24 protein-coding genes are annotated in these 26105 nt (G+C 71.3%); 21 read left to right on the forward strand and 3 right to left on the reverse strand.

Annotated elements, in window-relative coordinates:
* Positions 1 to 36: 36 nt before the first annotated feature.
* From AB0E24_RS31195 to AB0E24_RS31250, 12 genes are all read left to right on the forward strand, one after another.
* Complete coding sequence (locus AB0E24_RS31195) at positions 37 to 1362, forward strand: MFS transporter (RefSeq protein WP_359382007.1); 1326 nt, start codon at positions 37 to 39, stop codon at positions 1360 to 1362.
* 61 nt (positions 1363 to 1423) lie between these two features.
* Positions 1424 to 2458: a M24 family metallopeptidase gene (locus tag AB0E24_RS31200; protein ID WP_359382010.1), complete on the forward strand. Its 1035-nt coding sequence runs from the start codon at positions 1424 to 1426 to the stop codon at positions 2456 to 2458.
* Between the two features lie 80 nt (positions 2459 to 2538).
* Positions 2539 to 3351 (forward strand): aldo/keto reductase, encoded by an 813-nt coding sequence (locus AB0E24_RS31205; protein WP_359382013.1) that lies wholly within the window; start codon positions 2539 to 2541, stop codon positions 3349 to 3351.
* 261 nt (positions 3352 to 3612) lie between these two features.
* On the forward strand, positions 3613 to 4659 hold the full coding sequence (locus tag AB0E24_RS31210) for an NAD(P)-dependent oxidoreductase (protein WP_359382016.1): 1047 nt from the start codon (positions 3613 to 3615) through the stop codon (positions 4657 to 4659).
* Complete coding sequence (locus AB0E24_RS31215) at positions 4656 to 5423, forward strand: SDR family NAD(P)-dependent oxidoreductase (protein ID WP_359382019.1); 768 nt, start codon at positions 4656 to 4658, stop codon at positions 5421 to 5423. The genes AB0E24_RS31210 and AB0E24_RS31215 overlap by 4 nt, the downstream gene beginning before the upstream one ends.
* A complete protein-coding gene (locus tag AB0E24_RS31220; RefSeq protein ID WP_347231547.1) occupies positions 5416 to 6456 on the forward strand; it encodes a sugar phosphate isomerase/epimerase family protein in 1041 nt (346 codons plus the stop codon). The genes AB0E24_RS31215 and AB0E24_RS31220 overlap by 8 nt, the downstream gene beginning before the upstream one ends.
* A gap of 36 nt (positions 6457 to 6492) precedes the next feature.
* Complete coding sequence (locus tag AB0E24_RS31225) at positions 6493 to 7281, forward strand: SDR family NAD(P)-dependent oxidoreductase (protein ID WP_232636241.1); 789 nt, start codon at positions 6493 to 6495, stop codon at positions 7279 to 7281.
* Complete coding sequence (locus tag AB0E24_RS31230; protein WP_359382024.1) at positions 7278 to 8048, forward strand: SDR family NAD(P)-dependent oxidoreductase; 771 nt, start codon at positions 7278 to 7280, stop codon at positions 8046 to 8048. Before AB0E24_RS31225 ends, AB0E24_RS31230 begins: the two co-directional genes overlap by 4 nt.
* A gap of 67 nt (positions 8049 to 8115) precedes the next feature.
* A complete protein-coding gene (locus tag AB0E24_RS31235; protein ID WP_359382027.1) occupies positions 8116 to 9156 on the forward strand; it encodes an alcohol dehydrogenase catalytic domain-containing protein in 1041 nt (346 codons plus the stop codon).
* Positions 9157 to 9181: 25 nt separating this feature from the next.
* Positions 9182 to 9859, forward strand: coding sequence for a 4-carboxy-4-hydroxy-2-oxoadipate aldolase/oxaloacetate decarboxylase (locus AB0E24_RS31240; protein WP_099016354.1), 678 nt, complete (start codon positions 9182 to 9184; stop codon positions 9857 to 9859).
* Entirely contained in the window at positions 9856 to 10761 is a 906-nt protein-coding gene (locus AB0E24_RS31245; RefSeq protein WP_359382030.1) for an NAD(P)-dependent oxidoreductase, read from the forward strand. Before AB0E24_RS31240 ends, AB0E24_RS31245 begins: the two co-directional genes overlap by 4 nt.
* 202 nt (positions 10762 to 10963) lie before the next feature.
* A complete protein-coding gene (locus AB0E24_RS31250; protein ID WP_069868301.1) occupies positions 10964 to 11887 on the forward strand; it encodes a LysR substrate-binding domain-containing protein in 924 nt (307 codons plus the stop codon).
* A gap of 160 nt (positions 11888 to 12047) precedes the next feature.
* Here AB0E24_RS31250 and AB0E24_RS31255 read toward each other — a convergent pair whose 3' ends face one another.
* Complete coding sequence (locus AB0E24_RS31255) at positions 12048 to 14189, reverse strand: amylo-alpha-1,6-glucosidase (RefSeq protein ID WP_359382034.1); 2142 nt, start codon at positions 14187 to 14189, stop codon at positions 12048 to 12050.
* A gap of 132 nt (positions 14190 to 14321) precedes the next feature.
* On the opposite strand from AB0E24_RS31255, the gene AB0E24_RS31260 reads away from it, so the two are divergent.
* The 4 genes from AB0E24_RS31260 to AB0E24_RS31275 all read left to right on the forward strand — a co-directional run bounded on the left by AB0E24_RS31260 (position 14322) and on the right by AB0E24_RS31275 (position 18876).
* Positions 14322 to 15386, forward strand: a complete 1065-nt coding sequence (locus AB0E24_RS31260) for a LacI family DNA-binding transcriptional regulator (RefSeq protein ID WP_069868296.1) — start codon at positions 14322 to 14324, stop codon at positions 15384 to 15386.
* A gap of 104 nt (positions 15387 to 15490) precedes the next feature.
* Positions 15491 to 16735: a sugar ABC transporter substrate-binding protein gene (locus AB0E24_RS31265; protein ID WP_099016358.1), complete on the forward strand. Its 1245-nt coding sequence runs from the start codon at positions 15491 to 15493 to the stop codon at positions 16733 to 16735.
* Positions 16736 to 16972: 237 nt separating this feature from the next.
* Complete coding sequence (locus AB0E24_RS31270) at positions 16973 to 17959, forward strand: carbohydrate ABC transporter permease (protein WP_430542289.1); 987 nt, start codon at positions 16973 to 16975, stop codon at positions 17957 to 17959.
* Complete coding sequence (locus AB0E24_RS31275) at positions 17956 to 18876, forward strand: carbohydrate ABC transporter permease (protein WP_173963136.1); 921 nt, start codon at positions 17956 to 17958, stop codon at positions 18874 to 18876. The genes AB0E24_RS31270 and AB0E24_RS31275 overlap by 4 nt, the downstream gene beginning before the upstream one ends.
* Before the next feature lie 55 nt (positions 18877 to 18931).
* On the opposite strand, the gene AB0E24_RS31280 is transcribed toward AB0E24_RS31275, so the two are convergent.
* Positions 18932 to 19600 carry a GntR family transcriptional regulator gene (locus AB0E24_RS31280; RefSeq protein ID WP_069868292.1) on the reverse strand — a complete coding sequence of 223 codons (669 nt, stop codon included), beginning with the start codon at positions 19598 to 19600 and terminating at the stop codon, positions 18932 to 18934.
* A 496-nt stretch (positions 19601 to 20096) separates the two neighbouring features.
* Here AB0E24_RS31280 and AB0E24_RS31285 point away from each other — a divergent pair, with 496 nt between their 5' ends.
* The 5 genes from AB0E24_RS31285 (at position 20097) to AB0E24_RS31305 (ending at position 24937) form a co-directional block, all read left to right on the forward strand.
* Positions 20097 to 21008: an ABC transporter permease gene (locus tag AB0E24_RS31285; protein ID WP_347234248.1), complete on the forward strand. Its 912-nt coding sequence runs from the start codon at positions 20097 to 20099 to the stop codon at positions 21006 to 21008.
* A gap of 44 nt (positions 21009 to 21052) precedes the next feature.
* On the forward strand, positions 21053 to 21754 hold the full coding sequence (locus AB0E24_RS31290; RefSeq protein ID WP_359382041.1) for an ABC transporter ATP-binding protein: 702 nt from the start codon (positions 21053 to 21055) through the stop codon (positions 21752 to 21754).
* Between the two features lie 121 nt (positions 21755 to 21875).
* Positions 21876 to 23000: an NrtA/SsuA/CpmA family ABC transporter substrate-binding protein gene (locus AB0E24_RS31295; RefSeq protein WP_099016361.1), complete on the forward strand. Its 1125-nt coding sequence runs from the start codon at positions 21876 to 21878 to the stop codon at positions 22998 to 23000.
* Positions 23001 to 23058: 58 nt separating this feature from the next.
* Entirely contained in the window at positions 23059 to 24423 is a 1365-nt protein-coding gene (locus tag AB0E24_RS31300; RefSeq protein ID WP_214609342.1) for an LLM class flavin-dependent oxidoreductase, read from the forward strand.
* Positions 24424 to 24514: 91 nt separating this feature from the next.
* Positions 24515 to 24937 carry an OsmC family protein gene (locus AB0E24_RS31305; protein ID WP_069868284.1) on the forward strand — a complete coding sequence of 141 codons (423 nt, stop codon included), beginning with the start codon at positions 24515 to 24517 and terminating at the stop codon, positions 24935 to 24937.
* Between the two features lie 116 nt (positions 24938 to 25053).
* Here AB0E24_RS31305 and AB0E24_RS31310 read toward each other — a convergent pair whose 3' ends face one another.
* On the reverse strand, positions 25054 to 25890 hold the full coding sequence (locus tag AB0E24_RS31310) for an SAM-dependent methyltransferase (protein WP_069868282.1): 837 nt from the start codon (positions 25888 to 25890) through the stop codon (positions 25054 to 25056).
* Positions 25891 to 26105: the final 215 nt, after the last annotated feature.

The raw sequence follows: 26105 nt of genomic DNA on the forward strand, positions 1-26105 counted from the left end.
GTGACGACGACGTCACCTTCGTGAAAGGTAGTGCCCGTGAACAGCAAGGTCTCCGCGGCTCCGCCGCTCGCCCCAACGTCCCCGACCGGCCCCCGGGCGACGAAGGTGTCCATCATCGGTGGTCTCGTCGGTGTCTTCATCGAGCTGTACGACAACGCCGTCTACGGCTTCGTGGCCGGCACCCTCGCGGTGGTGTTCTTCCCCAGCGACGCTCCCACCACGAGTGTCCTGCTGACCTTCGTTGCCTTCGCCATCCCGTTCTTCTTCCGGCCGGTGGGCGCCGCGGTCGCCGGGTCGTGGGGGGACCGGATAGGCCGCAAACGTGTCCTGCTCGTGCTCATCACCCTGATGAGCCTGTCCACCGCCCTGGTCGGCGCCCTGCCGAGCTATGGCGCGGCGGGCGTCTGGGCACCGATCGGTCTGGTGCTGCTGCGGTTCGTCCAGGGCTTCGCGATGGGCGGCGAGCCCGGCAACGGCAACTCGTTCCTCGCCGAGCACGCCGGTGAGGGGCGCCGGGGGCGCGTGGTCAGCTACGCCAACGCCGCCACGTTCATCGCGATGCTGCTCGGCACCCTCTTCGCCGCCGTGCTCACCGCGACGCTCAGCACCTCGTCCATGGAGGCGTGGGGCTGGCGGCTGCCGTTCCTGCTCGCCCTGCCGCTCGGTGTGGTGGGTCTGGTCGTACGGCGGCTGTCGGACGAGTCGCCGGAGTTCGTCGAGGCCGAGGAGGAGGGCGAGGTGACCCGCTCCCCGCTGAAGGAGGCGGTCACCTCTCCCGAGATCCTTCGCGCGATGGGGCTGACCATCGTGCTGCCGCTGCTCAACAGCTCCGGCTACTTCGTCCTCTTCATCTACATGCCGTCGTACATGAAGAACGAGATGCACTTCTCGGCCGTGGAGGGGCTGCTCGTCACGGCCATCATGCTGGCCGTCGGCATATTCGCGGTGCTCCTCGCCGGACGGCTGTCGGACCGGGTGGGCCGCAAGAAGATGCTCAGCACCTCGGCGTTCGGCATGGTCGTCATCGGCTTCCCCTGCTACTGGCTGCTGACCCGGGGTTCCTTCGCCACGGCGGTGGTCGGCGCGGTGCTCATGTCCGTGTGTTTCGCCGGCACCAACGGCGTGATGCAGGTGACGCTCGCGGAGCTGTTCCCCACCCGCGTGCGCACCGTGGCCTACGGCGTCGGCTACAACCTCGGCACCGCGATCTTCGGCGGTGCGGCTCCCCTGCTGGTGGCGTCGCTCATCGCCGCGACCGGCAGCATCTGGATTCCCGCGATCTACCTGGTGCTGACCTCCGCCGTCGCCGGATTCACCGCGCTGCGCATCCGTGAGACGGCCTTCGAACCCCTCAAGCGCTGAGGGCGTCATCAGCTGGACAGCACACCGCTCACCACACATTTTCCGAAAGGACGGTGGTCTCGTGGCGACAGCGGCCACGCACCAGGCCGGAGCCGGACTCGACAGACTCCGCGGACAGTTGGACAAGGCGGGCTTCACGGCCCTGCTGCTGACCTCGCCCGGGGGGCGCCGGTACGTGCTGGGGGCGGCTCCCGGCCACGCCGACGCGACCGCCGTCCTGCTCACCACCGACGGCACGGTGGCCACCGCGGTCGGCGACCTCTCCGCCGCGGTCGACGCCGTGCTGCGGGCGGCCGGTGTCGGGGACGGGGTGGTCGGCGCGGAAGCCGGTCTGCCGTGGGAGATCTTCGGGCAGGCCGGCGGCTCGGGTGTGCGGCTGCGCCCCGCCGCCGACCTGGTCTTCGCCGAACTGGCCTGCTGCCGGCCCGATGAGCTCCCGGCGTTCGCCGCCGCCGCCGAGGTCGCCGCCGTCGGCTATACGGCGGTCATGGACCATCTGCACGTCGGCATGGACGTACGGGAGTTGTCGGGCAACGTCGACCGGTCGATCCGCCGCGCCGGTGGCCTGCTGGGGTGGTACGACCCGTACGGCGCGGCCGGGGCGGCCGGTTCAGACCTGGTGACCGTCCGGGGCCACGACCCCGGCACCGCCCGGCTGACCGCCACCACCCCGCTCCGCTATGTGCTGCACCCGCTGCTGAACGGGGTCGCGGGGTACGCCGCCGCGACCGCCGTGCTCAGCCGGGCCAACGGCCCGCTGCGCACCGCCGGCGACGCGTGTGCCGCCGCGACGGCCGCGCTGCTGGCGGCGCTGCGACCGGGCGCCCCGCTGCGCGAGGGCTGTGCCGCGTTCGAGCGCGAGACCGGTGAGCACCCGGCGGCCTGCCGGATCGTCGGGCTGCGCGGCGGCGGGGCGTCGCCGCCGCTGCCGCCCGACAGCGCGGTGATCGCGGAGCCCGGCATGGTGCTCGGGGTGCGGACCGAGGTCCCGGTGCCCGGCCGGGGCGCGGTCGAACTGGCGGAGACCGTCGTGGTGACCGCCTCGGGCGCGGAGCCGCGGGCGGGGACGCCGCTGCGCCTCGTCGAACTGTACTGACCCACCGAACCGCCACGACGGTACGGCCCGCGCGAGGGCGCGGCCTTGCCGACCGTGTGAACCATAGGAGGCAAACCGTCATGGACACGACCCTCCCGCCCGGAGCGGACGGGGTGCCCACGGCCGACGCGGGCGGCCGCGCCATGCCGCTGATCGGCTTCGGCACCCATCCGATGCGTGGCGACCAGGCCACCGAGGCCGTGCTGACCGCGCTCTCGGTCGGCTACCGGCTCGTCGACACCGCCACCCGCTACCGCAACGAGGCGGCCGTCGGAGCGGCCCTCGCGGCCACCGACCTGCCCCGCTCCGACCTGTTCGTGACCACCAAGATGCCGCCCGACCAGGTCGGCAGGGAACGGCTGACGCTGGAGCGGAGCCTTGCCGCGCTGGGCTGCGACTACCTCGACCTGTGGCTGATCCACTGGCCGCCGGGGGGATATCCGGGCGTCACCAGCTGGCGGGAGTTCGTCCGTGCCCGCGAGGAGGGCCTGGTACGGGCCATCGGGGTGAGCAACTACTCGCTGGCGCTCATCGACGCCCTGCACGAGGAGACCGGGGTGTACCCGGCCGTCAACCAGGTGCAGTGGGGGCCGGGCGACCACGACCCGGACTTCGCCGAGGCGATGCGCCGCCGCGGAGTGGTGCTCAGCGCCCACAGCCCGCTGCGCAGCACCGATCTGGACCATCCGGTGCTCGTGGACATCGCGCGGCGGTACGACCGCTCGGCGCGCGACATCGTCCTGGCCTGGAACCTGTGCCACCGGGTCGCGGTGACCGTGAAATCCGCCCACCGCGACCGGATGGAGCGGAACCTGTCCGCGGTCGGCCTCACGCTGTCCCCGGCCGACGTCGAGGCCATCGACGGCCTCTCCATGGCGATGACAGCGCGCTGACCCCACCGGCCGGCGCCCGGTGACACCGGAATGCCGGCCGGTCCGGCATGCGAATATCACGGCGGCCGGACCATCCGGGGCCGTCATATTCGCATGCCTTTCACCGAGGGCCGCACACATCCCGCTTACGCCCTCCTGAACCCTTCCATCGGCAATTGTGATGCCGCCATGCGGAATCCCTCTTCGCCTTTTTCCAGCGGATCCGCGTGCCTACGCTCGGAGGGAGGTTCCCCGATCTCCCGATCCCCGAGAAAGGCCGTCGTGGTTTATCAGGTCGTGGTCACACGAGGTTATGCCCAGCCGGACGGGAGCACCGTATTCGGTGATATCGGACTCTCCCGGCTCACCGACGCCGGACTGGCGTGGCGGGTGCTGGAGGAGGAGGCCGAGGAGGTGCGGGCCGACCAACTGGAAGGGGCGGACGCTCTCCTCGTACTGGGGCCCGAGCGGGTCACGGAAGCGTCCATACCGGCGTCGGGGCGGCTGCGGCACATCGCACGGTTCGGAGCCGGTTTCGACGCCGTCGACACCGACGCCTGCACCCGGCGCGGTGTCCTGGTGACCAATACCCCCGACGCGGTGCGCCGCCCGGTGGCCGACTCCGTGGTCGCCCTGCTGTACGCCCTGTCGCACCAGCTGGTCGTCAAGGACCGGCTGGTGCGGGAGGGACGGTGGGCGGAGCGCGCCCGGTGGCGTGGCTCGGGGCTGATCGGCGCGACGGCGGGCATCGTCGGGCTCGGTGGCATCGGACTGGAGACCGCGCGCCGGCTGCGCGCGCAGGGGCTGCGCGTGCTGGGGTACAACCGCGGCGACCGCGGCCGGGAGGCGGCCGATATCGGCATCGAACTCCGCCCGCTGGACGAGGTCCTGGCGGTGAGCGACTACGTGATCGTCACGGTCGCCGCCAACCCCGGCACACGGCACTTCATCGGGGAGCGGGAACTCGCGCTGATGCGGCCGACCGCCCGTTTGATCAACGTGTCGCGCGGTGTGGTGGTCGACGAGGAGGCGCTGATCGCGCGGCTGTCGGACGGCCGGCTGGCCGGTGCGGGCCTGGACGTGTTCACCGAGGAGCCGCTGGCCGCGGACAGCCTGCTGACCGCGCTGGACAACGTCGTCCTCGCCCCGCATTCCCTGTGCTGGACGGACCAGTACACCGCCGCGGTCTCGGCGAGCGTGACGGCGTCGCTCATCGCGGTGAGCCATGGTCGGCAGCCCCGCGAGACGGTCAACGGCCCCTTCCCGGCGGGCACCTGGCCCGGTACGCGGGCCTGTGGTGACAACGAGGACGAGAGGGACAGGACATGACGGAGAACGTCGGACGCCGCCGTACGGCGGTCATCACGGGAGCGGCGTCGCGCCGGGGCATCGGCCGCGCGCTGGCGGGGCGGCTGGCGTCCGCGGGTTGGGGGCTGGGCCTGCTCGACATCGACGCGGAGGTCGAGAAGGCCGCGGCCGCGCTCCGCGCCGAGCACGGTGTCCCCGCGGTCGGCGCGGTCGCGGACATCGCCGACCCCGACTCCCTCCATGCCGCCGTCTCCGCCTTCGAGGCGGAACTGCCGCCCGTCGCGGCGCTGGTGAACGGTGCGGGCGTCAGCTCGCCGGTGCCGTTCCTCGAAGCGGACCTCGCCACCTGGGAACGTGTCATGCGGACCAACGCCACCGGCACGTTTGTGGTGAGCAGGCGCATCGTGCCCGGCATGGCCGAACGCGGCTACGGCCGGGTGGTGAGCCTCGGTTCGACGGCGATGCAGAACGGCGGCGGCACCTACAGCAAGTCCGTGTACGCCGCGTCCAAGGGCGCGATCGAGGCGTTCAGCCGCGCGCTCGCGCTGGAGGTGGCGCCACGGGGGGTGACGGTCAACGTGGTCGCGCCGGCCACCATCGACACCGACATCATGGGCGGCCGGATCACCGACGACCGCAAACCCGCGTTCCTGGCCCAGCTCCCCGTCGGGCGGCTCGGTACGACACATGATGTCGCCGCGCTCATCGAGTTCCTCCTCGGCGAGGAAGCCGGGTACATCACCGGCGCGACCTACAACATCAACGGGGGTCTTCGCATTGGCTGAGACCCCGGCGCCCCCGGCGGCGCCCGCACCCGGTACCCCCGCACCCCGCACCCCCGCCCGGACCGAGCGGCCGTCCCTGGCCGTACCGTCCCGCATCCCCGTGCCGCACGCGCCGCGGGACTGGCCGATCGCCGCCGCCATGCTCCAGTTCCCGCCGCACGCGGCGGACGGCACCCCGGTGGCGGAGCTGGAGCCCGGCGAGTGGCGCCGCCTCCTCCAGCCCGTCGTCGACGAGGGGTTCACCCAGCTGGAACTGTCCACCGCCTGGCTGCCCCTGGGCGACCTGGACCGATCCCGGCTGACCGCGCTGCGCGACGTCCTGGACGACGCCGGGCTCGCGGTACCCGGTGTCGGCGTCGTCCGGCGCAGCGTGCTGCACCCGGAGCGCGGGGGAGACAACCTCGCCTTCTCGCACCGGACCATCGACGCGGCCGCCGCCCTCGGGACGGACGTCGTATGCCTCGGACTCCATGACACCCTGAGCCCGGAGCAGCGCCGGGCGCTGTGGTTCTGGACGGTCCCGGGCGGCGATGTGCCCCCGTCCGCCGACCCCGAGGTGCGCGCACTGGCCGTCCGTCTCTTCCGGGAGCTGGGCGACCACGCCGCCGATGCCGGGGTGGAACTCTCCCTGGAACTGTACGAGGGCACCTACCTGGGCAGCGCCGACGAAGCGGTCCGGTTCCTCGACGACATCGGCCACGACAAGGTCGGGCTCAATCCCGACCTCGGCAACCTGCTGCGCGCGCAACGGCCGGTCGACACCTGGGAGTACCTGGTCTCGGTGACCGCGCCCCGCACCAACTACTGGCACGTCAAGAACTACGCCCGTCTGGAGGACCCGGCCACCGGCACCGTCCTCACCCACCCCACCTCCCTCGAACTGGGGGTCATCGACTACCGCGCCGCGGTCCGCTACGCGATCTCCCACGGCTTCGGTGGCACCTTGGTGGTCGAGCACTACGGCGGTGACGGCCTGAGTGTGGGCGCCACCAACGCCGCGTATCTGAGGCGCGTCCTGCCCCGGGCCCGCTGACCGCCACCCGCCCGCCGAACGAGTGGAGAACCCACCGTGACACTTCCCCCGCCACCCGCCGCCGACTTCCCCCGTGAACGCACCGCCATCGTCACCGGAGCCGCCTCGCCGCGCGGCATCGGCCGGGCGACCGCCGCCCGGCTCGCCGCCGAGGGCTGGTCGGTCGCCGTGCTGGACCTGGACGAGGCCGCCTGCCGTGACGTCGCCGCGCGTATCGCGGACGAGCACGGTGTGGCCTGCCTCGGCATCGGAGCCGACATCCGCGACCGGGACGCGGTGCGGGCCGCCGTGGACCGGGTCAACGGCGAACTGCCGCAGCTCGTCGGGCTGGTCAACAACGCCGGGGTGAGCTCGCCCGTGCCGTTCCTGGAGGTCTCGGAGGCCGAATGGCACCGGGTGATCGACGTCAACCTCCACGGCACCTTCCACATCACCCAAGCCGCCACGAAGATCATGGCCGAACGGCGGCTCGGCCGCATCGTGAACATCTCCTCCACCTCCGCCGAGCGCGGTGGCGGCGTCTACGGGCGCGCCGCGTACTCGGCGTCGAAAGCGGCGCTCCTCGGCCTCTCCCGCACCCTGGCGCGGGAGCTCGGACCGTACGGCATCACCGCCAACTCCGTGGCGCCCGGCTCCATCGACACCGACATCATGGGCGGCCGGCTGACCGACGAGCGCAAGGCGGTGCTGCTGAAGGACCTGCCCGTCGGGCGGATCGGCACCGTGCGCGACGTGGCGGCGGTCGTCGCCTTCCTGCTGAGCGAGCACGCCGGCTACCTCACGGGCGTCACCTACGACGTCAACGGCGGGTCGCACATCGCATGACCCACCCCCCTACGAAGGGCGACACCATCGTGGACGTACCGTTCACCGCCGATCTGACCGGCAGGACCGCCGTGGTCACCGGAGCCAGTACCGGGATCGGACACGCGATAGCCGACCTCTATCTGCGCAGCGGCGCCACCGTGGTGGGCATCCACCGCCGCGAGGCCGCCGGACACACCGGCGCCTATATACCGGTGGCCGGGGACCTCGGCGACCCGGCGCGGGTGCGCGCCACCGCCGAGGAGGTACTGCGGGAGCACCGGGTCGACATCCTGGTCAACAACGCCGGACTCAACATCCGCCACCCGGTCGAGGACTTCCCGGCCGAGGACTGGGACCGGGTGCAGCAGCTCAATGTGCGGACGGTGGTGGAGCTGACCCAGCTGTTCGGCCGGCCGATGCTCGAGCGGGGGACCGGGGCGATCGTCAACCTGGCCTCGATGCTGTCCTTCACCGGTGGCTTCACGGCCTCCGCGTACGCCGCCTCCAAGGGTGCCGTCGGCCAGTTCACCAAGTCGGTGGCGAACGAATGGGCGCCCAGGGGCGTCCGTGTCAACGCCATCGCGCCGGGGTTCATCGACACCGAGATGAACGTCGCGCTCGTCGCCGACGAGACCCGCAACCGCCAGATCCTCGACCGCATTCCGGCGGGCAGATGGGGAACCGCCCAGGACATCGCGGGCGCCGCGCTGTTCCTCGTATCCGACGCCGCCCGGTTCGTCCACGGAACCGTGCTGCCCGTCGACGGCGGCTACCTCGGGCGCTGAGCCCGTACCACCCGCTCGATGGCCCCGGGCACAACCGCCCGCCCACACCCAGGAAAGGAACCTCGCCGTGAAAGCCGTCGTCGTCCACGCAGCGGGAGACCTGCGCGTCGACACGCTGCCCGACCTCCGGGCGGCACCGGACCGGGTCGTGGTCCGCGTCGTATACGGAGGCATCTGCGGCTCCGACCTGCACTATGCCGCGCACGGCCGCAACGGGCCGTACACCGTAACCGAGCCGCTCGTGCTCGGCCATGAGGTGGTCGGCGTCATCGCGCAGGTCGGCCGGGACGTACCGGACGCACCGGCGGTCGGCACCCGTGTCGCCCTCCACCCGGCGACGCCCTGCGCACCGTGCGGCGCCGCCGCCCCCACCGGTCTGCATCTGCGCCCCGGCGGCAGCTACTTCGGCAGCGCCTCCACCCGGCCGCACACCCAGGGCGGCTTCGTCGAACTGCTGGAGGTGCTGCCCGGCCAGCTGCGGCCACTGCCCGCCGAACTTCCCCTGCGCCGGGCCGTGCTCGCCGAACCGCTGGCCGTCGCCCTGCACGGCGTGGCGCGGCTGGGCGAACGGGTCCGCGGAGCGAAGGTGCTGGTCAGCGGCGCGGGTCCGATCGGTGCCCTGGCCGTCGCCGCGCTTCGGCACGCGGGCGCCGCCGAGATCACCGCCGCGGACCTCCAGGACTTCCCGCTGACGACCGCCGCCGCGGTCGGGGCGGCGGCCACCGTGAATCTCTCCCGTGGCGGCACCGTCGCGGAGTCCTCCTTCGATATGACGGTCGAGGCGGCGGGCGCCGTCGCCTCGCTCGCCACCGCGCTGCACGCGGTGCGCCCCGGTGGCGCCGTGCTCCAACTCGGCATGCTGCCGCGCGAACCGGTGCCGGTCGCCATGTCGACGGTCATCGCCAAGGAACTGACGCTGTACGGGTCGCAGCGCTTCGACACCGAACTGGACGCCGCGCTCGCCGTGCTCGCCGCGGACCCGTCGTTCGACGCCGTGCTCAGCCACGAGTTCGCCGTCGACGCCGCCCCGGAGGCGTTCGGCTGCGCGGCGGACCCCTCCCGGTCGTCCAAGACGGTACTGCGCGTCTCCGCCGACCCCGACTTCTGAGCCCCGAGGAAAGGACACCCCGCCAATGATCCACGTACGCACCGAGATCGACCGCCCCTCGCCGGAGGTGGTGGCCGCGCTCGGCCGGTTCTCCGCCGCGACCATCCACGAGGCGCAGGGCCGCAAGGGCGCGCTGGCGCACCGGCTGAAGCCCGTGGACCCCGCCATGTCGTTCTGCGGACCGGCCTTCACGGTCGAGGCACAGGCGGGCGACAACATCATGGTCCAGGTCGCGATCTCCTACGCCCGGCCCGGGGACGTCGTCATCGTCGCCGGTTCGGAGTTCGAGCAGGCCGGGTCCTTCGGCGACGTCCTCGCCACCGCCTGCCAGAGCAAGGGGCTGGCCGCGTTCGTCACCGACTCCGGGGTGCGCGACAGCGCGGACCTGCGGACGCTGGGCTTCCCCGTCTTCTCCGGCTCGATCTGCATCGAGGGGACGGTCAAGGAGACCCTCGGCCAGGTGAACCGCCCGATCTCCATCGGCGGGCGGATCGTCCGGCCCGGCGATATTCTGCGCGGCGACGCCGACGGCATCGTCGTGGTCGACCCGCTGGAGGCCGAGGAGGTGGTCCGGCTGTGCCGGCGGCGCGAGGACCATGAGGCGCGGATCCGGGAGCAGCACCGCCGCGGGGACCGGACGCTGATCGAGGTGCACGGGCTCACCGAGAAGCTGAAGGCCAAGGGCCTGGTCGTCGAGGAGTGAGGACGGGAAGGGACGCACCGACGGTCGCCGTGGTCGGCCTGGGCCCCATGGGCGCCCCGGTCGCCCGGCACATCGCCCGCGCGGGCTTTCCGCTTCAGGTGTGGAACAGAACTCTTGCGCGGGCGGAGGAGTTCGGGGACCGGGGCGTCGCACACCCCGCCGACCTGCGGGCCCGGGTGGTGCTGTCGGCCCTGCCGGACATCGACCAATTCGACGAGATCGCTCCCGACCCGGTGGTGCGCCGCTGGGCCGGGCACGGGACGGCGTACCTGGTCGTGCTGAGCACCACGTCACCCGACAAGGTCCGCCGCCTGGCCGGCCGGCTCGGCCGGTGGGGCGTCACCGTGCTCGACGCGCCGATGAGCGGCGGTGACGCCGGTGCTCGCGCGGGCACGCTGAGCCTGATGGTGGGCGCCGCCCCGGGGGCGTACGCATGCGTGGAGCCGGTGCTGAGGTCCTTCGCCGCCACCGTCGAACTCATGGGCCCGCCCGGCGCGGGAACCGCGGCCAAGCTGTGCAACCAGGTGATCGTGGCCGGGACCCTGGTGGCCGTGGCCGAAGCCGTCGACCTGGGCCGCAGGGCCGGGCTGTCCGGGGAGCAGCTGGTCCGTGTGCTCCGGGGCGGGCTGGCCGCCAGTGCCGTGCTCGACGCCAAGGCGGCGAAGATCCTGCACCGCGAGTACGGCCTCGGGGGGAGCACGGTCAACCAGGTCAAGGACCTCCGGTACGCGACCGGGCTCGCCGATGCCCTCGGCGCCCGCCTGCCGCAGACCCGGCACACCCGTGCCCTGTTCGAGGAGGCGCTCCGCCGGGGGCTCGGCGCCATGGACCACGCGGCCGTGTACGAAGCCGTCCGCGCGGAAGGTGGCACGGCACGCGGCACCGGGCCGCCGCCCGCCTGACCGGGCACCGGGCGGCCGCGCCCCCGGTGCCCGGCCGCCCCGCACGGTGCCGGTCCGCGCTCTTCCGGTCCGCGCACCCATTCCGCCGACGGGCCCCAAAGGGTACGTTCACCTGCATGTCTCTGGTCATGCGGCCGCCCACCCGCTGCCCACGGCGAGGGCCGCTGCCCCAGAAGAAGAGCGCCACCCGAGGAGGAGCGCGATGGACACCCGCAGGCTCGGTTACTTCGTCAGGGTGGTCGACATCGGCAACATCACCCGGGCCGCGGACTCGCTGCACATCACGCAATCCGCGCTCAGCCAGCACATTTCGGCGTTGGAGAACGACTTCAAGAGCCGGCTGCTCGAACGGACCGGCCGTGGTGTGGAGGTCACGGCCTCCGGACGCTCCCTGTACCGCTACGCGCAGGGCATCATCCGCCTCGAGAAGGCCGCGCGGATCGACCTGCGGGCCGGCGGCGACACCCCGGCCGGACTGGTGACCGTGGGCCTGGCCTCGTACAGCATGGCGCCTGGCCTGGCCGTGCCGCTGCTGCGGGCCGTGCGCGAACGGTATCCGAACATCCAGCTCCAGCTGATCCAGAACCTGACGGTGGTGATGAGCCAGGCCGTGCTGCTCGGCCAGGTGGACATGGCGCTCATCTACGACCCCGGCTATGTCAGGGGGGTCGTCTTCGAGCACATCCGCGAGGAGGAGTTCCACCTGATCACCAGCGCCAGGACCCCGCCGGTCAGCAGCCGCGGCGACACCGTCACCCTCAAGGAGGCGAGCCGTCTGGACTTTCTCATGCCGAGCGAACTGCACACCGTCCGTCGTATCACCGAGGCCGCCTTCCACGCCGCCGGACTGCACTGCTCGGTCGTCGCCGAGGTCGAGCCGGACTCGGTGCTGCGGGACGCCGTGGTGAACGGGCTCGGCGCCACGGTACTGCCGCTCTCGGCAGCCAGGGCCCACTTCGCCCCGGACGAGGTACGCGTCTACCGGTTCGCCGACTCCCGGCTGTATACCGCGATGTCGCTGTGTACCTGCGAGGTGCAGCCGCTGTCGCACGCCGCCGCGCTGGTGGCGGACCTGGTGCGCACGCTCGTACCCGCCCCGGCCGCCCCCGGCCGGAAGCCGGCCTGAACGCCGGACGGGTCCCGGCCCCGGGGCGGGGCGGGACCGCGCCGCCGACGTCGCGGGACCGGCGGCAGCGGCGTCGCCCTCCACCGTCACCCCGTCCGGGCGACGCGCTTCGGCACTTCTCCCGCCGGGCGGAGCGGCCGCCGGGGCAGGGGGCGCCGCGTCAGGCCGAGACCACCGTCAGCCCCTCCGGTGCCGTCGTGTTCACCGTCCCGTCCGCCGCCAGCGCGATGTCCAGCCGGGCCCCGCCGACCTGGAGCCCCGTCACCGTCAGCGGGGCGTAGGCCCCGGCGAAGGCGGGGGCCACCGTGACCGTGCCGCCCGGGACGTCCGCGTCCAGGCCGAGGGCCGAGCGCAGCACCAGGACCGAGGAAGCGGCCGCCCATGCCTGGGGACGACATGACGCGGGATAGGGCGCGGGGCGCGGGCCCGCTTCGGCGCCGTGGCCGGCGAAGAGCTCGGGCAGCCGCCCGGCGAACCCCGCCGACGCCGTCAGCAGGCCCGCCGCCAGCGACGCCGCGGCGTCCGGGAAACCGGCCCTGACCAGGCCGTGTACGGCGATCGCGGTGTCGTGCGGCCAGATCGAACCGATGTGGTAGCCATACGGGTTGAAGCCCACCGAGTCGCTGCTCAGGGTGCGCAGACCGTGGCCCGAGTCGAGGTCGGGGCCGGTCAGCCGGGCCGCCAGCGCGGCGCTCTCCTCCTGGTTCAGCAGGCCCGTCCCCAGAAGGTGGCCGAAGCCCGAGGTGACCGAGTCCACCGGCCGGCCGTCGCGGTCCAGCGCGACCGCAGGGTACGCACCCCGCGCGTCCTCCACCCAGAAGCGCTTCCGGAAGCGGGTGGCGAGCCCTTCCGCCCATTCCTCCCACACGTCCGCGCCCGGCCGGCCGAAAGCGCGCAGCAGCGCCGCGCCGCTCCGCGCCGCCTCGTACGCGTACGCCTGCACCTCGCACAGCGCGATCGGCGGGTCGGCGAGCCGGCCGTCGCGGTGCCGGATGGCGTCGCCGGAGTCCTTCCAGCCCTGGTTGGCCAGGCCCCGGCCGGTCCGGTCGACATACCTGAGGAAGCCGTCGTCGGCCTCGGCCGCCTGGTCGCGTATCCACGCGAGCGCCGACTCGGTGTGCGGCAGCAGCTGTTCCACCTGCTCGGGGGCCAGGCCCCAGCGCCAGGAGTCGTGCAGCAGGGTGATCCACAGGGGGGTCGCGTCGACCGTGCCGTAGTACACCGGCGGGACGGCGAACGCTTCGTTGAAGTTCTGGGTGGAGCGCCGCACTTCGTGCAGGATCTTCCCCGGCTGTTCCTCCGTGTCCGGGTCGGCCACCGCCCCCTGGCGGCGGGCGAGCGTGCGCAGCGTACCGGCCGCGAGCTCGGTGCCGAGCGGGAGCAGCATACGGGCGGCCCACAACGAGTCGCGGCCGAAGAGGGTCAGAAACCACGGGGCTCCGGCGGCCAGAAACTGGTCAACGCCACCGGTGCCCTCCGCGGACCGGGGGTCCGCCAGGCGCAGCCGGTCCGCGTCGGCGACCGACTGGTCCAGCCACTGGTCGAAGCGCCGGTCCGCGCTGCGCAGGGCCGGGGTGCGCCACGGTACGGCGTCCGCGGGGGCGGCCGGGAACTGGTCGCCGTCCGCGTGCGCCGCCGTGCAGCGCAGCGTGGCCGTCCACGAGGCGCCGGGAGCCAGTTCGACATCGAACGACAGCCGGCCCTCCGGCGCCTCCAGGGCATCCGGCGCCGGTTCGCTGACCAGGCGTACGGCGAACCCGTCGCGGGACCACGCCAGACCGCTTCCCCCGGGGCCCGCCCCACCCTCTTCCCGCGCCGGTACCGGGTCCGGGGCGTGGCCCGTCTTCACCCGCTCCATCGGGGCGAGGTCCGTACCGGCGGTGACCGTGAGCCGGAAACCGACCCGCTGGGTGCCCGCGTTGGTGACCTCGAAGCTCTCCTCCAACCGCCCGGAGGCGACGGTCCGGCGGCGGTTCAGGGCGACCGCCGGGTCGGGCGTCACCTCGCCGAGCCCGCGCAGGATCGCCCGGAAGTCCGCCCGGTCGGCCCCCCTGAGCCCGCCGACGACCGGTGCCAGGGCAATGGACCCGGCCGTGACGGTCAGATGGGACAGCGCCCTGCTGTCGCCGTGGTAGAAGCCGTCCGCACCCCCGCCGAGCTGTCCATCCGGGCGCGAGATCACAAAGCTCGGCGCGTACAGCGTGACGACCGCGTCGTGCAGGAACGGCTGGAGGTCCGTGGCCACCAAAGTGGCGGCCGTGGCCGGTCCGTTGGTGTCCAGGGCCTTGACAGTGGTGTCCAAAGGAGTAGAACCTCTCAGCATTAGATCGATCCAAAGACATTAACGCCCTCTTCAGAGCGCTGACAATGCCTTTGTAACGCTCAAATCAAGCTCGTAGGACCAGGTTCAGACCTTCGTACGCCGGAGACCCGTATGCCCCGCTCCACCAGCAGTCCCTCGCCCAAGGGCAGCCCGGTGACCCTTGCCATGGTCGCCCGCCGGGCCGGTGTCTCCCCGCAGACCGTGTCCAACGCGATCAACTCGCCGGACCTGCTGCGCCCCGAGACCCTGGAGCGGGTCCGCGCGGCGATCGACGAGATGGGCTACCGCCCGAGCCGTGCCGCGCAGACGCTGCGCACCCGCTCCAGCAAGCTGATCGGCTACGGCATCCAGCCCGTTCCCGGCGGTGACACGGCCCCGGTCATGGACCGCTTTCTGCACGCCCTGTCGCAGGCCGCCGACGAGGCCGGCTACCGGATGCTGCTGTTCGCCTGCCCGCCCGGCGGCCCGAGCCTGGAGGGGTACGAGGAACTGCTCGGCCAGCACGACGTCGACGGCTTCGTGCTCAGCAACACCGCCCGCCAGGATCCGCGCCAGGCGTGGCTGGCCAAGCGCGGCGTGCCGTTCGTCGGCTTCGGCCGGATGTGGTCGGGGCGGCAGATCGGCGATTGGGTCGACGTCGACGGTGCCTCGGGCACGGACGCCGCCGTGGAGCACCTGGTCGCCCTGGGACACCGCAGGATCGCCTTCCTGGGCTGGCCGCGTGGCTCCGGCGTCGGTGACGACCGCGCCGAGGGCTGGCAGCGGGCCATGCGCCGGCACGGGCTGCCGACGCGCGGGCGGCGCGCCGAGAGCGCGGGGGACGTCGAGGCGGCCCGTAGCGCCGTCAAGCCCTTACTGGACGCGGGTGCCACGGCCGTGGTCGCGGCCAGCGACACGCTGGCGCTCGGCTGCTACCACGCGCTGCGCGAGCGGGACGCCGCCCCCGGCCGTGACGTCGCCGTGGTCGGCTTCGACGACTCGCCGACCGCCGGGATCCTCTCGCCCTCCCTGTCCACGGTCGCCCAGCCGCTGGAGGCGGTCGGCAGGGAGTGCGTGCGGCTGCTGCTGGCCCGGATGGCCGACCCGGCCGCGTCACCGGGACGCGTCCTGCTGGAGCCGTCCCTCGTCGTCCGCGACAGCACCGCGGCGCCGGGTTCCGACGCACCGGCGCCCTGACGACCGGCGCTCCACCGCGTCGGCGCCATGAGCCGCCGCGCCCCGAACATCACCTCTCCTCCACCCCCCTCGAGCCGCACGCACCCCGAAACCACGGAGGAATCATGACCCCCCGCACGGCCACCGCCGCCCTCGTCACCTGCGCGGCGCTCCTGGCCGCCACCGGCTGCTCGTCGAGCTTCGGCGGCGACAAGAGCACGAAGCAGGACACCGACGCCAAACAGCACCTGAAGGTCCTGATAGCCACCTCGGGCGACGCCGAGACCAAGGCGGTCAAGGAGGCCGCGGCCGCGTATGAGAAGCAGTCCGGCAACAAGGTGAGCGTCGAAGCCGCCAAGGACATGAACCAGCAGCTGGCCCAGTCCTTCGCCGGGCACAAGCCGCCGGACGTCTTCTACGTCAACTCCGACCAGTTCGCGAACTACGCCAAGGGCGGCTCCCTGTACGCGTACGGCGACACGATCAAGGACGTGGACGACTTCGCCGAGCCCCTGCGCACCTCCTTCACCTACGACGGGAAGCTGGTGTGCCTGCCCAAGGACACCTCCACCCTCGCCCTCGCCATCAACACCGACCTGTGGAAGAAGGCGGGTCTGACCGAGAAGGACTACCCCACCTCCTGGGACGAGCTGAGGAAGGTCGCGGCCAAGCTCACCGGCGGCGGGGTCACCGGCCTGGTTACCAGCGACGAGTACCAGCGACTCGGCGTCTTCATGAAGCAGGCGGGCGGATGGATCACCGACGCGAAGCAGACGAAGATGACCGCCGACAGCGCGCAGAACGCCGAGGGGCTCGGCTTTGTGAAGTCGCTGCTGCGGGACGGCTCGCTGAAGTACGCCAAGCAGGTCGACACCAGCTGGGGCGGCGAGGCACTCGGCAAGGGCAAGGCCGCCATGACCATCGAGGGCAACTGGCTGACCGGCGGCATGAAGCTGGACTACCCGGATGTGCCGTACAAGGTGGTCCCGCTGCCCGAGGGACCGGCCGGGAAGGCCACGCTGGCCTTCAGCAACTGCTGGGGCGTGGCCGCCGAGAGCGCCCACCGGTCGGCGGCCGTGGACCTGGTGAAGTACCTCAGCTCCGGTGAGCGGCAGCTGAAGTTCGCCGACGCGTTCGGGGTGATGCCCTCACGCACCAGCGCCCTCGCCCAGTACGCGAAGCAGGCGCCGGACGCCAAGGCATGGGTCGACGCCAACGCCTACGCGCAGGGCCCGGTGACCGTCGCCGGGTTCGACAAGGTGCTCAGCCAGTTCAACACCGAACTCCAGTCGCTGCGCACCACGGACCCGAAGAAGATCCTCGCCGGCCTCCAGCGCAACGGCGAACAGAGCCTCGCGAAGGGCAACTGAGCCGTCATGCCCTTCCGCACCACCCCCCGCACGGCGCGCCGCATCCCCCGCGGCGCGTCGTCCGACCCCCGCCCGGCCCCCGGGGCCAGCGGCGGGGATCCCCGTACGGCCGGTTCGCCGGGCGCGTCCGACGCGCCCGGCGGGTCCGGCCCCAAGGCGGCGCCCCGCACCCCTGACACCCCGCCCGCGGGGCGCCGCCACGGCGAAGGCGCCTGGGGCTGGCTGTTCGTCAGCCCCATGGTGCTGATCCTCGGCCTGTTCCTGGTGCTGCCGATCCTGATGGCCCTGTGGGTCAGCCTGCTGAACTGGGACGGGCAGTCCAACCCGTTCAGCGGGCAGGCGAAGTTCGTGGGCCTGGACAACTACCGGACACTGCTCACCGAGGACGGCCTCGACCGCACCCTCTTCGCGACCGCACTGCGCAACAACGTCTACTACGTGGCTCTGACCGTGCCGCTCCAGACCGGGCTCGCGCTGGCGCTTGCGCTGGTCGTCAACCAGCGGCTGCTGCGCGCGCGGGGCGCGCTGCGCACCACGTTCTTCTTCCCGTCGGTCACCAGCTCGATCGCGGTCTCCACCGTCTTCCTCTTCCTGTTCCAGGGCAGCGGTGCCGTCAACACGCTGCTGTCCTGGATCGGAGTGAAGGGCCCGAACTGGTTCGCCGACTCGCGCGGGGTGCTCTCGACGCTGCTCGGCGGCCTGGGCATCGTCGACCCCGACCACCCCGCGGGGGTGCTGGCCGATCACTCCTTCATGGGTCTTTCCTGGTACGAGTGGCTGTCCGGTCCGTCCGTCGCGATGTGCACGATCATTCTGCTGGCTGTATGGACGACCTCCGGCACCTTCATGCTGATCTTCCTCGCGGCCCTCCAGGACATCCCGCGCGAGCTGGAGGAGGCGGCCGCCATCGAGGGCGTCAACCGCCGCCAGATGCTGCGCCATGTCACACTGCCCGCGCTGCGGCCGGTGCTCTTCCTCGTCCTCACCCTGGGGACGATCGCCACCTGGCAGGTCTTCGACCAGGTGTATGTGATGGGCCAGGGCGCTCCGGGCAATACGACGCTGACACCGGCCTTCCTGTCGTACTCGACGGCCTTCGACGGCGCCGACTTCGGGCAGGGCGCGGCCATCGCGTTCATCCTGCTCGCGCTGATCCTGCTCATCACCGCGCTACAGCGCTGGGCGCTGCGGGAGCGCGGTCCCCGCCCCGGGAGGACCCGATGAACGCCAAGGCCACGGCTGACGCCAGGGCCGGGGCCGCCACCGCGGCGCGGGGGCGCCCGGTGCTCGGCCGGTTCCCGCGGCCACTGCGGGTGCTGGGATACGCCCTGGTGGTGGGGGTCGGACTGGTGTATCTGCTGCCGTTCGTGCTCCAGCTGGTGAACGGGTTCAAGACGGACCCGGACGCGGCGGCGCATCCCCTCGGACTGGTGCCCACCACCCCGACGACCGCCGCCTACCAGCGGCTTTTCGGGCTGAGCCAGGCCGGGGACGGGGTGCCGTTCCTGCGCTGGCTGGGCAACTCCACCCTGGTCGCGGTCCTGGTCACGGCCGGGCGGGTGCTGTTCAACTCGATGGCGGGGTACGCGCTGGCGCGGCTGCGCTTCCGGGGCCGCTCGCTGCTGTTCGCCTTCGTGCTCGCGGTGATGGCGGTGCCCCCGGTGGTGTTGCTGATCCCGAAGTTCCTGGTGCTCAACACCTTCGGGCTGTTCGACACCTACACCGGCATGATCCTTCCGCTGATGGTGGACGCGGCCGGGGTCTTCATCATGAAGCAGTTCTTCGAGTCGGTTCCCCGGGAGGTCGAGGAGGCCGCGCGGGTGGACGGCGCCGGGGTGATCCGGACCTTCTGGTCGGTGGTGCTGCCGATGGCCCGGCCCGCGCTGATCACCCTGACGATCCTGGCGTTCCAGGGCTCGTGGAACGAGTTCACCCACTTCCTGGTGGCCACGCAGTCCGGCCAGTACGAGACGTTGACGACCGGGCTCGCCCGATTTGTCTCGGGCGGGCTGGGCGGCGGTACGCAGTACCCGCTGAAGCTGGCGGCGGCTCTGCTGGCGACCCTGCCGGTCGCGGCGCTGTTCTTCTGCTTCCAGCGCTACTTCGTGCAGGGGGCCAACTCGGGGGCGGTCAAGGAGTAGCGGTTCGCCCTGGACGGGGCGGTGCGCATGGCTGATCCGACGGTCGCCGCCGTCGCTATGCCGTGCCCCGCGCCGACCGGGCCAGCGCGCCGAGGCGCAGGTCACGGGTGCGGCTCTGGTGCGCGATCATGCGGTCGCGCGCGGCGGACGCGTCGCCGTGTCGTACCGCTTCCAGGATCCCGGCGTGCTCCGTGAGGATCTGGTCGAGGTTGTCGGGCAGGTCGGTGGCTGACGAGGTGTGCGCGTCGTACGTCTTCAGCTGGGCGTCCAGACGGTCCATCAGCTCGGCGATGGTGGGGTTGTGCCCGGCTTCGCGCAGCATCACATGCCACTCGCTGTTGAGGTTCCGCAGTTCGGCGGGATCGGTGGTGTCCGCCGCGCTTTCGTGGACGTGGACGAGCCGGGCGAGGTCGAGTTCCGTCCGTCGCATGGCGGCGGCTTGGACGATGGTCGACTCAAGGGCGATGCGCGCCTCGCAGATCTGGAGGATTTCCTCCGGGGTGCGGGTGCGGACCACGTAACCGCGAGTCGCCTGCTCGACCAGCCCGTCCTGCTCAAGTCTGATCAGGGCCTCCCGCACCGGGGTGCGCGACACGTTGTACTCGGCGCTCAGAGCCGATGGGATCAGTACGGTCCCAGGCCCCGCCTGCCCGTTGACGATGCGCTGCCGGATGCGGGCGTAGTGGCTGATGGCGCGTCGTCCATCGTCCTGTGAAGCGGTCACGTCTCTTCTTCCCTGTCCTCTCGTCCACCATTCGATACAAGTGTATACAGATGTTTGCACGTAGATGCAGCTGTGGTTAGGATCCCCGCAAGTGTTCCGTAAGGTCGGAGCGCACGGCAGTCGGCCGTCCTCCATGCCCAGGGGAGTTCCAGATGCATCGCGATGCCCGGTCACGGCGGGGTTCCGCCCGCCTGGCCGTCGTGATCGCCTTCCCGTGGCGGACCGGGTTGACGTGCCGTCGGCACATCGACTTCATGCGTAGCTCCAGCGCACGCTGTCGCTGATCTTGATCACTTCGTAGTCTCACGTCCGGCCGGTCCGGCTCTCACACGTGAGCGTTTCCCCGAGCACGTCGCCTTCGGCTCAGCCCGGGAAATGTGTCCTTCACACCACCCGCCGCGCGCGGGAACCCTCCCACGGACTCCCGCTCGGTTCGGCTCCCGCGTCGACTCCTCCGCGGTGCGGACCGAGGCGATCACTCCTGAAAGGGAGACCCATGCCCGAGCGCCAACTGCTCACAAAAGAAGGGGATCCGCCCCCTTCCGAACCGGTGGAGAGCGCCGGATCCGAAGCGGGACGCGCGCCGGTGCCGGCCTCGTCCCGATCCGCTGTCCCGCGCCGGATCGTCGGCCGGCTGCCTGCTGTCGGTCGTGCGGTCGGCCCCTGGGTCGTACCGCTGCTGGCTCTTGTGATCTGGCAGGTCACCGCCCGGACCGGCGTCCTCTCGCCCTCCGTACTGCCCGCTCCCGAGGTGGTGGTACGGGCGGGTTCCGATCTCGCCGCCACCGGCGAACTCCAGCGCCATATCCTCGCCAGCCTGCGCCGCATCGCGCAGGGGTTCGGGCTGGGCGCGGTCACCGGCCTCGTGCTCGGGTTTCTGGTGGGCATGTCCAAAATCGCGGACATACTTCTGGACCGCACACTGCAAATGGTCCGCACCATCCCGCATCTGGCCCTGGTGCCGCTGATGATCGCCTGGTTCGGCATCGGCGAGGAGCCCAAGATCCTTCTCGTGGCGTTGGGCACGTTCTTTCCCATCTACCTCAACACCGTCACCGGTATCCGCGGAGTGGACCCCAAACTGATCCAGCTCGGCCGCTCCTACGGACTGGGGCGATGGGCCCTGGTGCGGGAGATCGCGGTGCCCGGCGCGATGCCCACCATTCTGGCCGGCATCCGCTACTCCCTGGGCGTCGCCTGGATCACGCTCGTGATCGCCGAGACCATCTCGGCCGATGACGGAATCGGCTACCTCGCCCAGGACGCGCGCCAGATGCTCCGCACCGACCAGATCGTGCTCGCCATCGTGCTGTACGCCTGCGCCGGTCTGCTCGCCGACCTCCTCACCCGGCTCATCGAACGAAGGGTCCTGCGATGGCACCCCAACTACCGCCGCCCGTCCCCGTGACGCCTGCTCACCCTTCGCGGGGTGCCGGGCTTTTGCTCGACTCGGTGGGTCGGCGATACGGCGATCGGTGGATTCTGGAGAACCTCGACCTGGAGATCGAGCCCGGCTCCTTCGTCTCCTTCCTCGGCCCCAGTGGCGTCGGCAAGAGCACACTGCTGCGGATCATCGCGGGCCTCGAACAGCCGAGCACAGGCAGGGTCACCCTGCGCGGAAGCGGACCGGAGCCCGTCACGGCCCGCATGATGTTCCAGGAGGACCGGCTGCTGCCCTGGCGCAGCGTCGAGGACAACGTCCAGCTGGGCGTCAACGGCCGAGGGTACGAGGCGCGTTCGCTGCTGCGGGCCGTGGGCCTGGACGGCCGGGGAAGCGTCTGGCCGGCCGAACTGTCCGGAGGGCAGAAGCAGCGAGTCGCCCTCGCCCGTGCCTTGCTGCACCACCCTGAACTCCTGCTCCTGGACGAGCCGTTCGGCGCACTGGACGCCATCACCCGGATCAAAATGCAGCAACTCGTGGAACGGCTCTGGCTGGACCAGCCGCGCACCGTCCTGCTCGTCACCCATGACGTGGAGGAAGCGCTTGTGCTCTCCGACCGCGTACTGGTCCTGGCGGCCGGCTCGATCGGACGAGACCTGAGGGTCGACCTTCCCCGCGGGGATCGACGCGGACACCCCCGCCTCGTGGCCTGGAAGGAGGAGATCCTCCAGGACCTGCTCGACCCCGCGTCCGCCGGCACCGGAGCCGGCTGAATCAGCCCGGAAACCGGCTGCGGACCGGCCGCCCCCGACCCGGCCCCGCGGCCCCCGCACCCCTACCCCCGTGCCCCATACCCCCCGTACCGCGTCCCCGCGGAAGGCCAAGGACCTCACCATGCCCAGACTCCGTCGTATCACGTCCCGCTCCGCCATCCCCACGACTCCTGTCGACGGACTCTCGCGCCGTGGACTCCTCGCCCTTGGCGGCCTCGCCGCCCTCACCCCCGCCCTCGCGGCATGCGGTGCGGACAAGACCGCCGCACCGGAGAACAAGCCGCTCGCGGACGGAGTGCCCCAAAAGCTCCGCTTCGCGGTCATCGGAAGCGGCAGGACCGGCATACCCGCGGCCCTCCGTTACAAGATGAACGGCGTGAACCTCGGCAAGACGCTCGGCGGCACGACCGTCTCCTGGCCGTCGGGGTTCACCGCCTCCCTGCCCGTCATGGAGGCTTTCAAGGCAGGAAGCGTCGACTTCTCCTTCGCGACCGCCACCGCCGTGGCCTACGCGGTCGGCGGCGACGTCCCCATCGTGCCGCTCGCCGCTTACCCGCTGCCCGGCACCGAGGTCGAGATCCTCGTGCCGCGCGGCTCGGCCATCCGCGGCGCCGCGGACCTCAAGGGCAGGCGGATCGCCGACCAGAAGGGCACGACCGGCACCTATAGCCTCATCAAGTACCTGGAGACGGCCGGACTGCGGCTGGACGATATCGACTACGTCAACCTGCCCGCCGCCGACGCGGAGTCCGCGTTCGCCAACGGCAAGGTCGACGCCTGGATCAGCTGGCAGCCCGCGATCGGCCTGGCCAAGGCCCGGCACAAGGCGCGCAGCCTGCCCGGCGTCAAGACGTACGACTACAGCTTCTACGTGGCCAGCGAGTCATTTGTGAAGGACTACCCCGAAGCGGTGGCGAAGACCGTGCGCGCCGTCCGCGACGCGCAGCGCGGCATCAACAGGTCGCCCGAGAAGAGCGTCGAGTTCTTCGACCGCATCGGCGGCTTCGGCTCGACGGATGTGGAGCGCGACGTCTACCTGGACCTGACCCGTAGGAAGCTCCTGTCCGACTCGAACGCCGACGCCCTCGCGGCGGTCGACGGCAAGGCGATCGGGAGCACCCAGGATCTCGCCGACAACTTCCATGCCCTGGGCGTCTACCCGTCCAAGATCGACGTGGCCGGGTTCCTGCGCGACACCCGCTTCGATTCCATCAGAAAGACGGTGGCCGCCGAACTGGGGAAGTGACCCCGGCACCGATCCCGGACAGTCCACGGCCGCGTAACCCTCAGGCAGAAAGACCCCGATGAACAGCTCCCGGAACCATACGAACCACATGCATCTGGCCGCCTTCGTGACCGCGGGTCCCGGTCGGCCCGGCGGCTGGCGCCACCCGGCCGCCGACCGGAACTGGCTGTCCGCGTCCCATTACCAGCACATCGGCAGAGTGCTCGAAGAGGGCAAGTTCGACCTGATGTTCTTCGCGGACATCCTGTCCGTACCGGACCGCCTCGGCAACAGCATGGACAGCCAGCTCCGGTACGGATCGCTCGGGTCCCTGCGCCTCGACCCGACCCCCATCCTGGCGTCGATCGCGGCCGTCACCGACCACATCGGCCTGGCCGCCACCGTCTCCACCAGTTACCTGGAACCGTTCCCGGTGGCACGTTCGTTCGCGACGACCGATCACATCAGCGATGGCCGTGCCGCTTGGAACGTGGTCACTTCCTTCCAGGATTCCGAAGCGCGCAACTTCGGCAACGATCGTCATATCGACCGGGACAAGCGCTATGAGCGGGCCGACGAGTTCCTCGAAGTGGCCTGCAAGCTGTGGGACAGCTGGGAGGACGACGCTCTCGTCCTCGACCCGGACACCCCGCTGTTCGCCGAACCCGGGCGGGTGCATCACATCGACCACGAGGGGGAGTGGTTCAGTGTCCGAGGCCCGCTCAACGTCGCGCGTCCGCCGCAGGGCTACCCGGTGATCATCCAGGCCGGTGCCTCACCCAAGGGGCGTGACTTCGCGGCCCGTTGGTCGGACGTCATCTTCTGTAGCCACGCCTCGCTCGAGTCGGCCCGTGAGTTCTACCAGGACATCAAGGGCCGCGCCGAGCGTCATGGCCGCCGCCGCGAGGACGTCAAGATCCTGCCGATGGCAACTCCCGTCATCGGCCCCACCACCGAGGCGGCACAGCGGTCCGCGGACGAACTGGCCGACCTGGTACCGCCGTTGGCCGGACTGTCGACTCTGGCCTACCACTTGGACGTCGACCTCTCGGGTCTCCCGCTCGACGAACCGCTGCCCGATGTGGATGTTCCCGGTGTCCAGGGCCACTACAAGGAGGTTGTCGAGATGACTCGGCGCGAGGGCCTGACGCTGCGGGAGCTGGGCAAGCGCTATGGCGGTCGCGTCGAGGGCACTTTCGTCGGCACCGCCGCCGAGGTCGCCGACGGCATGGAGCGTTGGTTCACCGAAGGCGCCTGCGACGGTTTCACCGTGGGTGCCGTCCACACGCCGGGCGCCTTCGAGGACTTCGCTCGTCAGGTGGTGCCGGAACTCCAGCGACGGGGCGTGTTCCGGACCGAGTACGAAGGCCGGACGCTGCGCGACAACCTGGGCCTGGAGCGCCCTGCGGCCGGAGCGTGGCGCAGCCGCCGGCACGGCGTATGACCCACGACCGGTGTGGGCGCGGGCACCGACCTGCGCCCGCTCCGCCTCCTCTCGACGACCACAAGGAAGACCACAAGGGAGACCACGGACGATGACGACCGCAGACCGGAGCACAAGCATCAGCGGCCGGAGCACGGACACCCTGGGCCGGTTCCTGGTGACCGCACGCGGCAACCACTTCGTCTCCGACGCGCGAACCGGGCCGGCGGAGGCGGTTCAGGCGGGAGAGCTGCTGCTGGCGTCTCTCGCGTCCTGCTCCCTGAGCAACATCCAACTCCACGCACAGGAACGGGCATCGGGCCTGACCGGCGGGCAGGCTCACGTCAGCTACGAACGAGATGCCGAGGACCCCACCCGGTATGCCTGGATCCGTCTCGAACTGCGGCTGAGCGGGGTCACCCAGGAGGAGGCCGCCACCTTGACCGAGCTGTTCACCGGCAGCTGTCCCATCTACAACACGCTGCGGCGGGGCGGGAACGTCCTGATCGCCGTCCGTACCGACGTCACCGCCTGAGCCTCCTCCGTTCCCACGGACCGAACACCGGCGGTGTGACCTCGCGGGCAAGCCCTGTCGGGCCCTTCACCGCTGTGTCGGCGGGCCCGCGAGCCCATCATGGGTGAGGGGGCGGATTATGGCTTGATGCCGACACCGGCCCACAGGCTGACGTCGGCGTCGCTCGGTGCCGGGCCGTCCTCCCGGTCGGCTCCGCCGTCCTCGGTGGCCGGCCGCCAGCGGTGGCCGACGACGATACCCGGCTCGATCAGGTCGAGACCGGCGAAGAAGTCCGTCACGGCCGCTTTGTCGCGGAACTGCACCGGCGTTCCGGCCTGGTTGTAGATGTCGGTGACCTTCTGCCAGGTCTCGGGGTCGAAGTCCGGTGTGCAGTGGCTCAGCGCGAGGGCGCTGCCCGAGGGCAGCGCGTCCATCAGACGGCGGACGATCCCGTGCGCGTCCTGGGCGTCGGTGACGAAGTGCATGAGCGCGTTCAGGCTGAGGACCACGGGCCTGGTGAGGTCCAGCGTCTCGCTGAGCTCGGGGGACCGGAGTATGGTGTCGGGTTCGTTGACATCCGCCCTGATGTAGTCGGTGCGGCCCTCCGCCGAGCTGTTGAGGAGGGTCTGCGCGTGAACGAGGACGATCGGGTCGTTGTCCACGTAGACGATCCGGGCGTCGGGCGCCACGGACTGCGCCACCTCGTGCAGATTGGGCTTGGTCGGAATGCCGGTGCCGATGTCGAGCCACTGCCGGATGCCGTGGTCCCGGGCGAGCACACGCGTGGCGCGGTGCATGAACGCACGGTTCTCCCTGGCGCATACGAAGATGCCGGGGTAGGAGGCCGCGACCCTGGCGGCGGCCTCCCGGTCCGCCTCGTAATTGTCCTTCCCGCCCAGGTAGAAGTCGTACATGCGGGCGGAGTGCGCCTTGTCCGTTCGCAGGTTCAAGGCATTGGGCAGTTCGTGAGTCATACGGGCTCCGAGGTGGGGGTATCGCGCCCTTGATCGCCAAGTCGCACCGGTCAGGGTAGGCCCTTCCCGGTGGCATATGCACGAGAGTCGGCCACCGGTGAGCAGGTCAGAACGGTCATCGTCGCGTGACGCCTCGGCGGCCCGCGGCCCGGTCCGCTCGCCGCGGAAGCTCATCTCCCCGCTGCCGCACCGCTTGGCCGCGGGCCGGAGCACCG

It is taken from the genome of Streptomyces malaysiensis subsp. malaysiensis (genome assembly GCF_040653035.1).
GTDB lineage: Bacteria > Actinomycetota > Actinomycetes > Streptomycetales > Streptomycetaceae > Streptomyces > Streptomyces malaysiensis.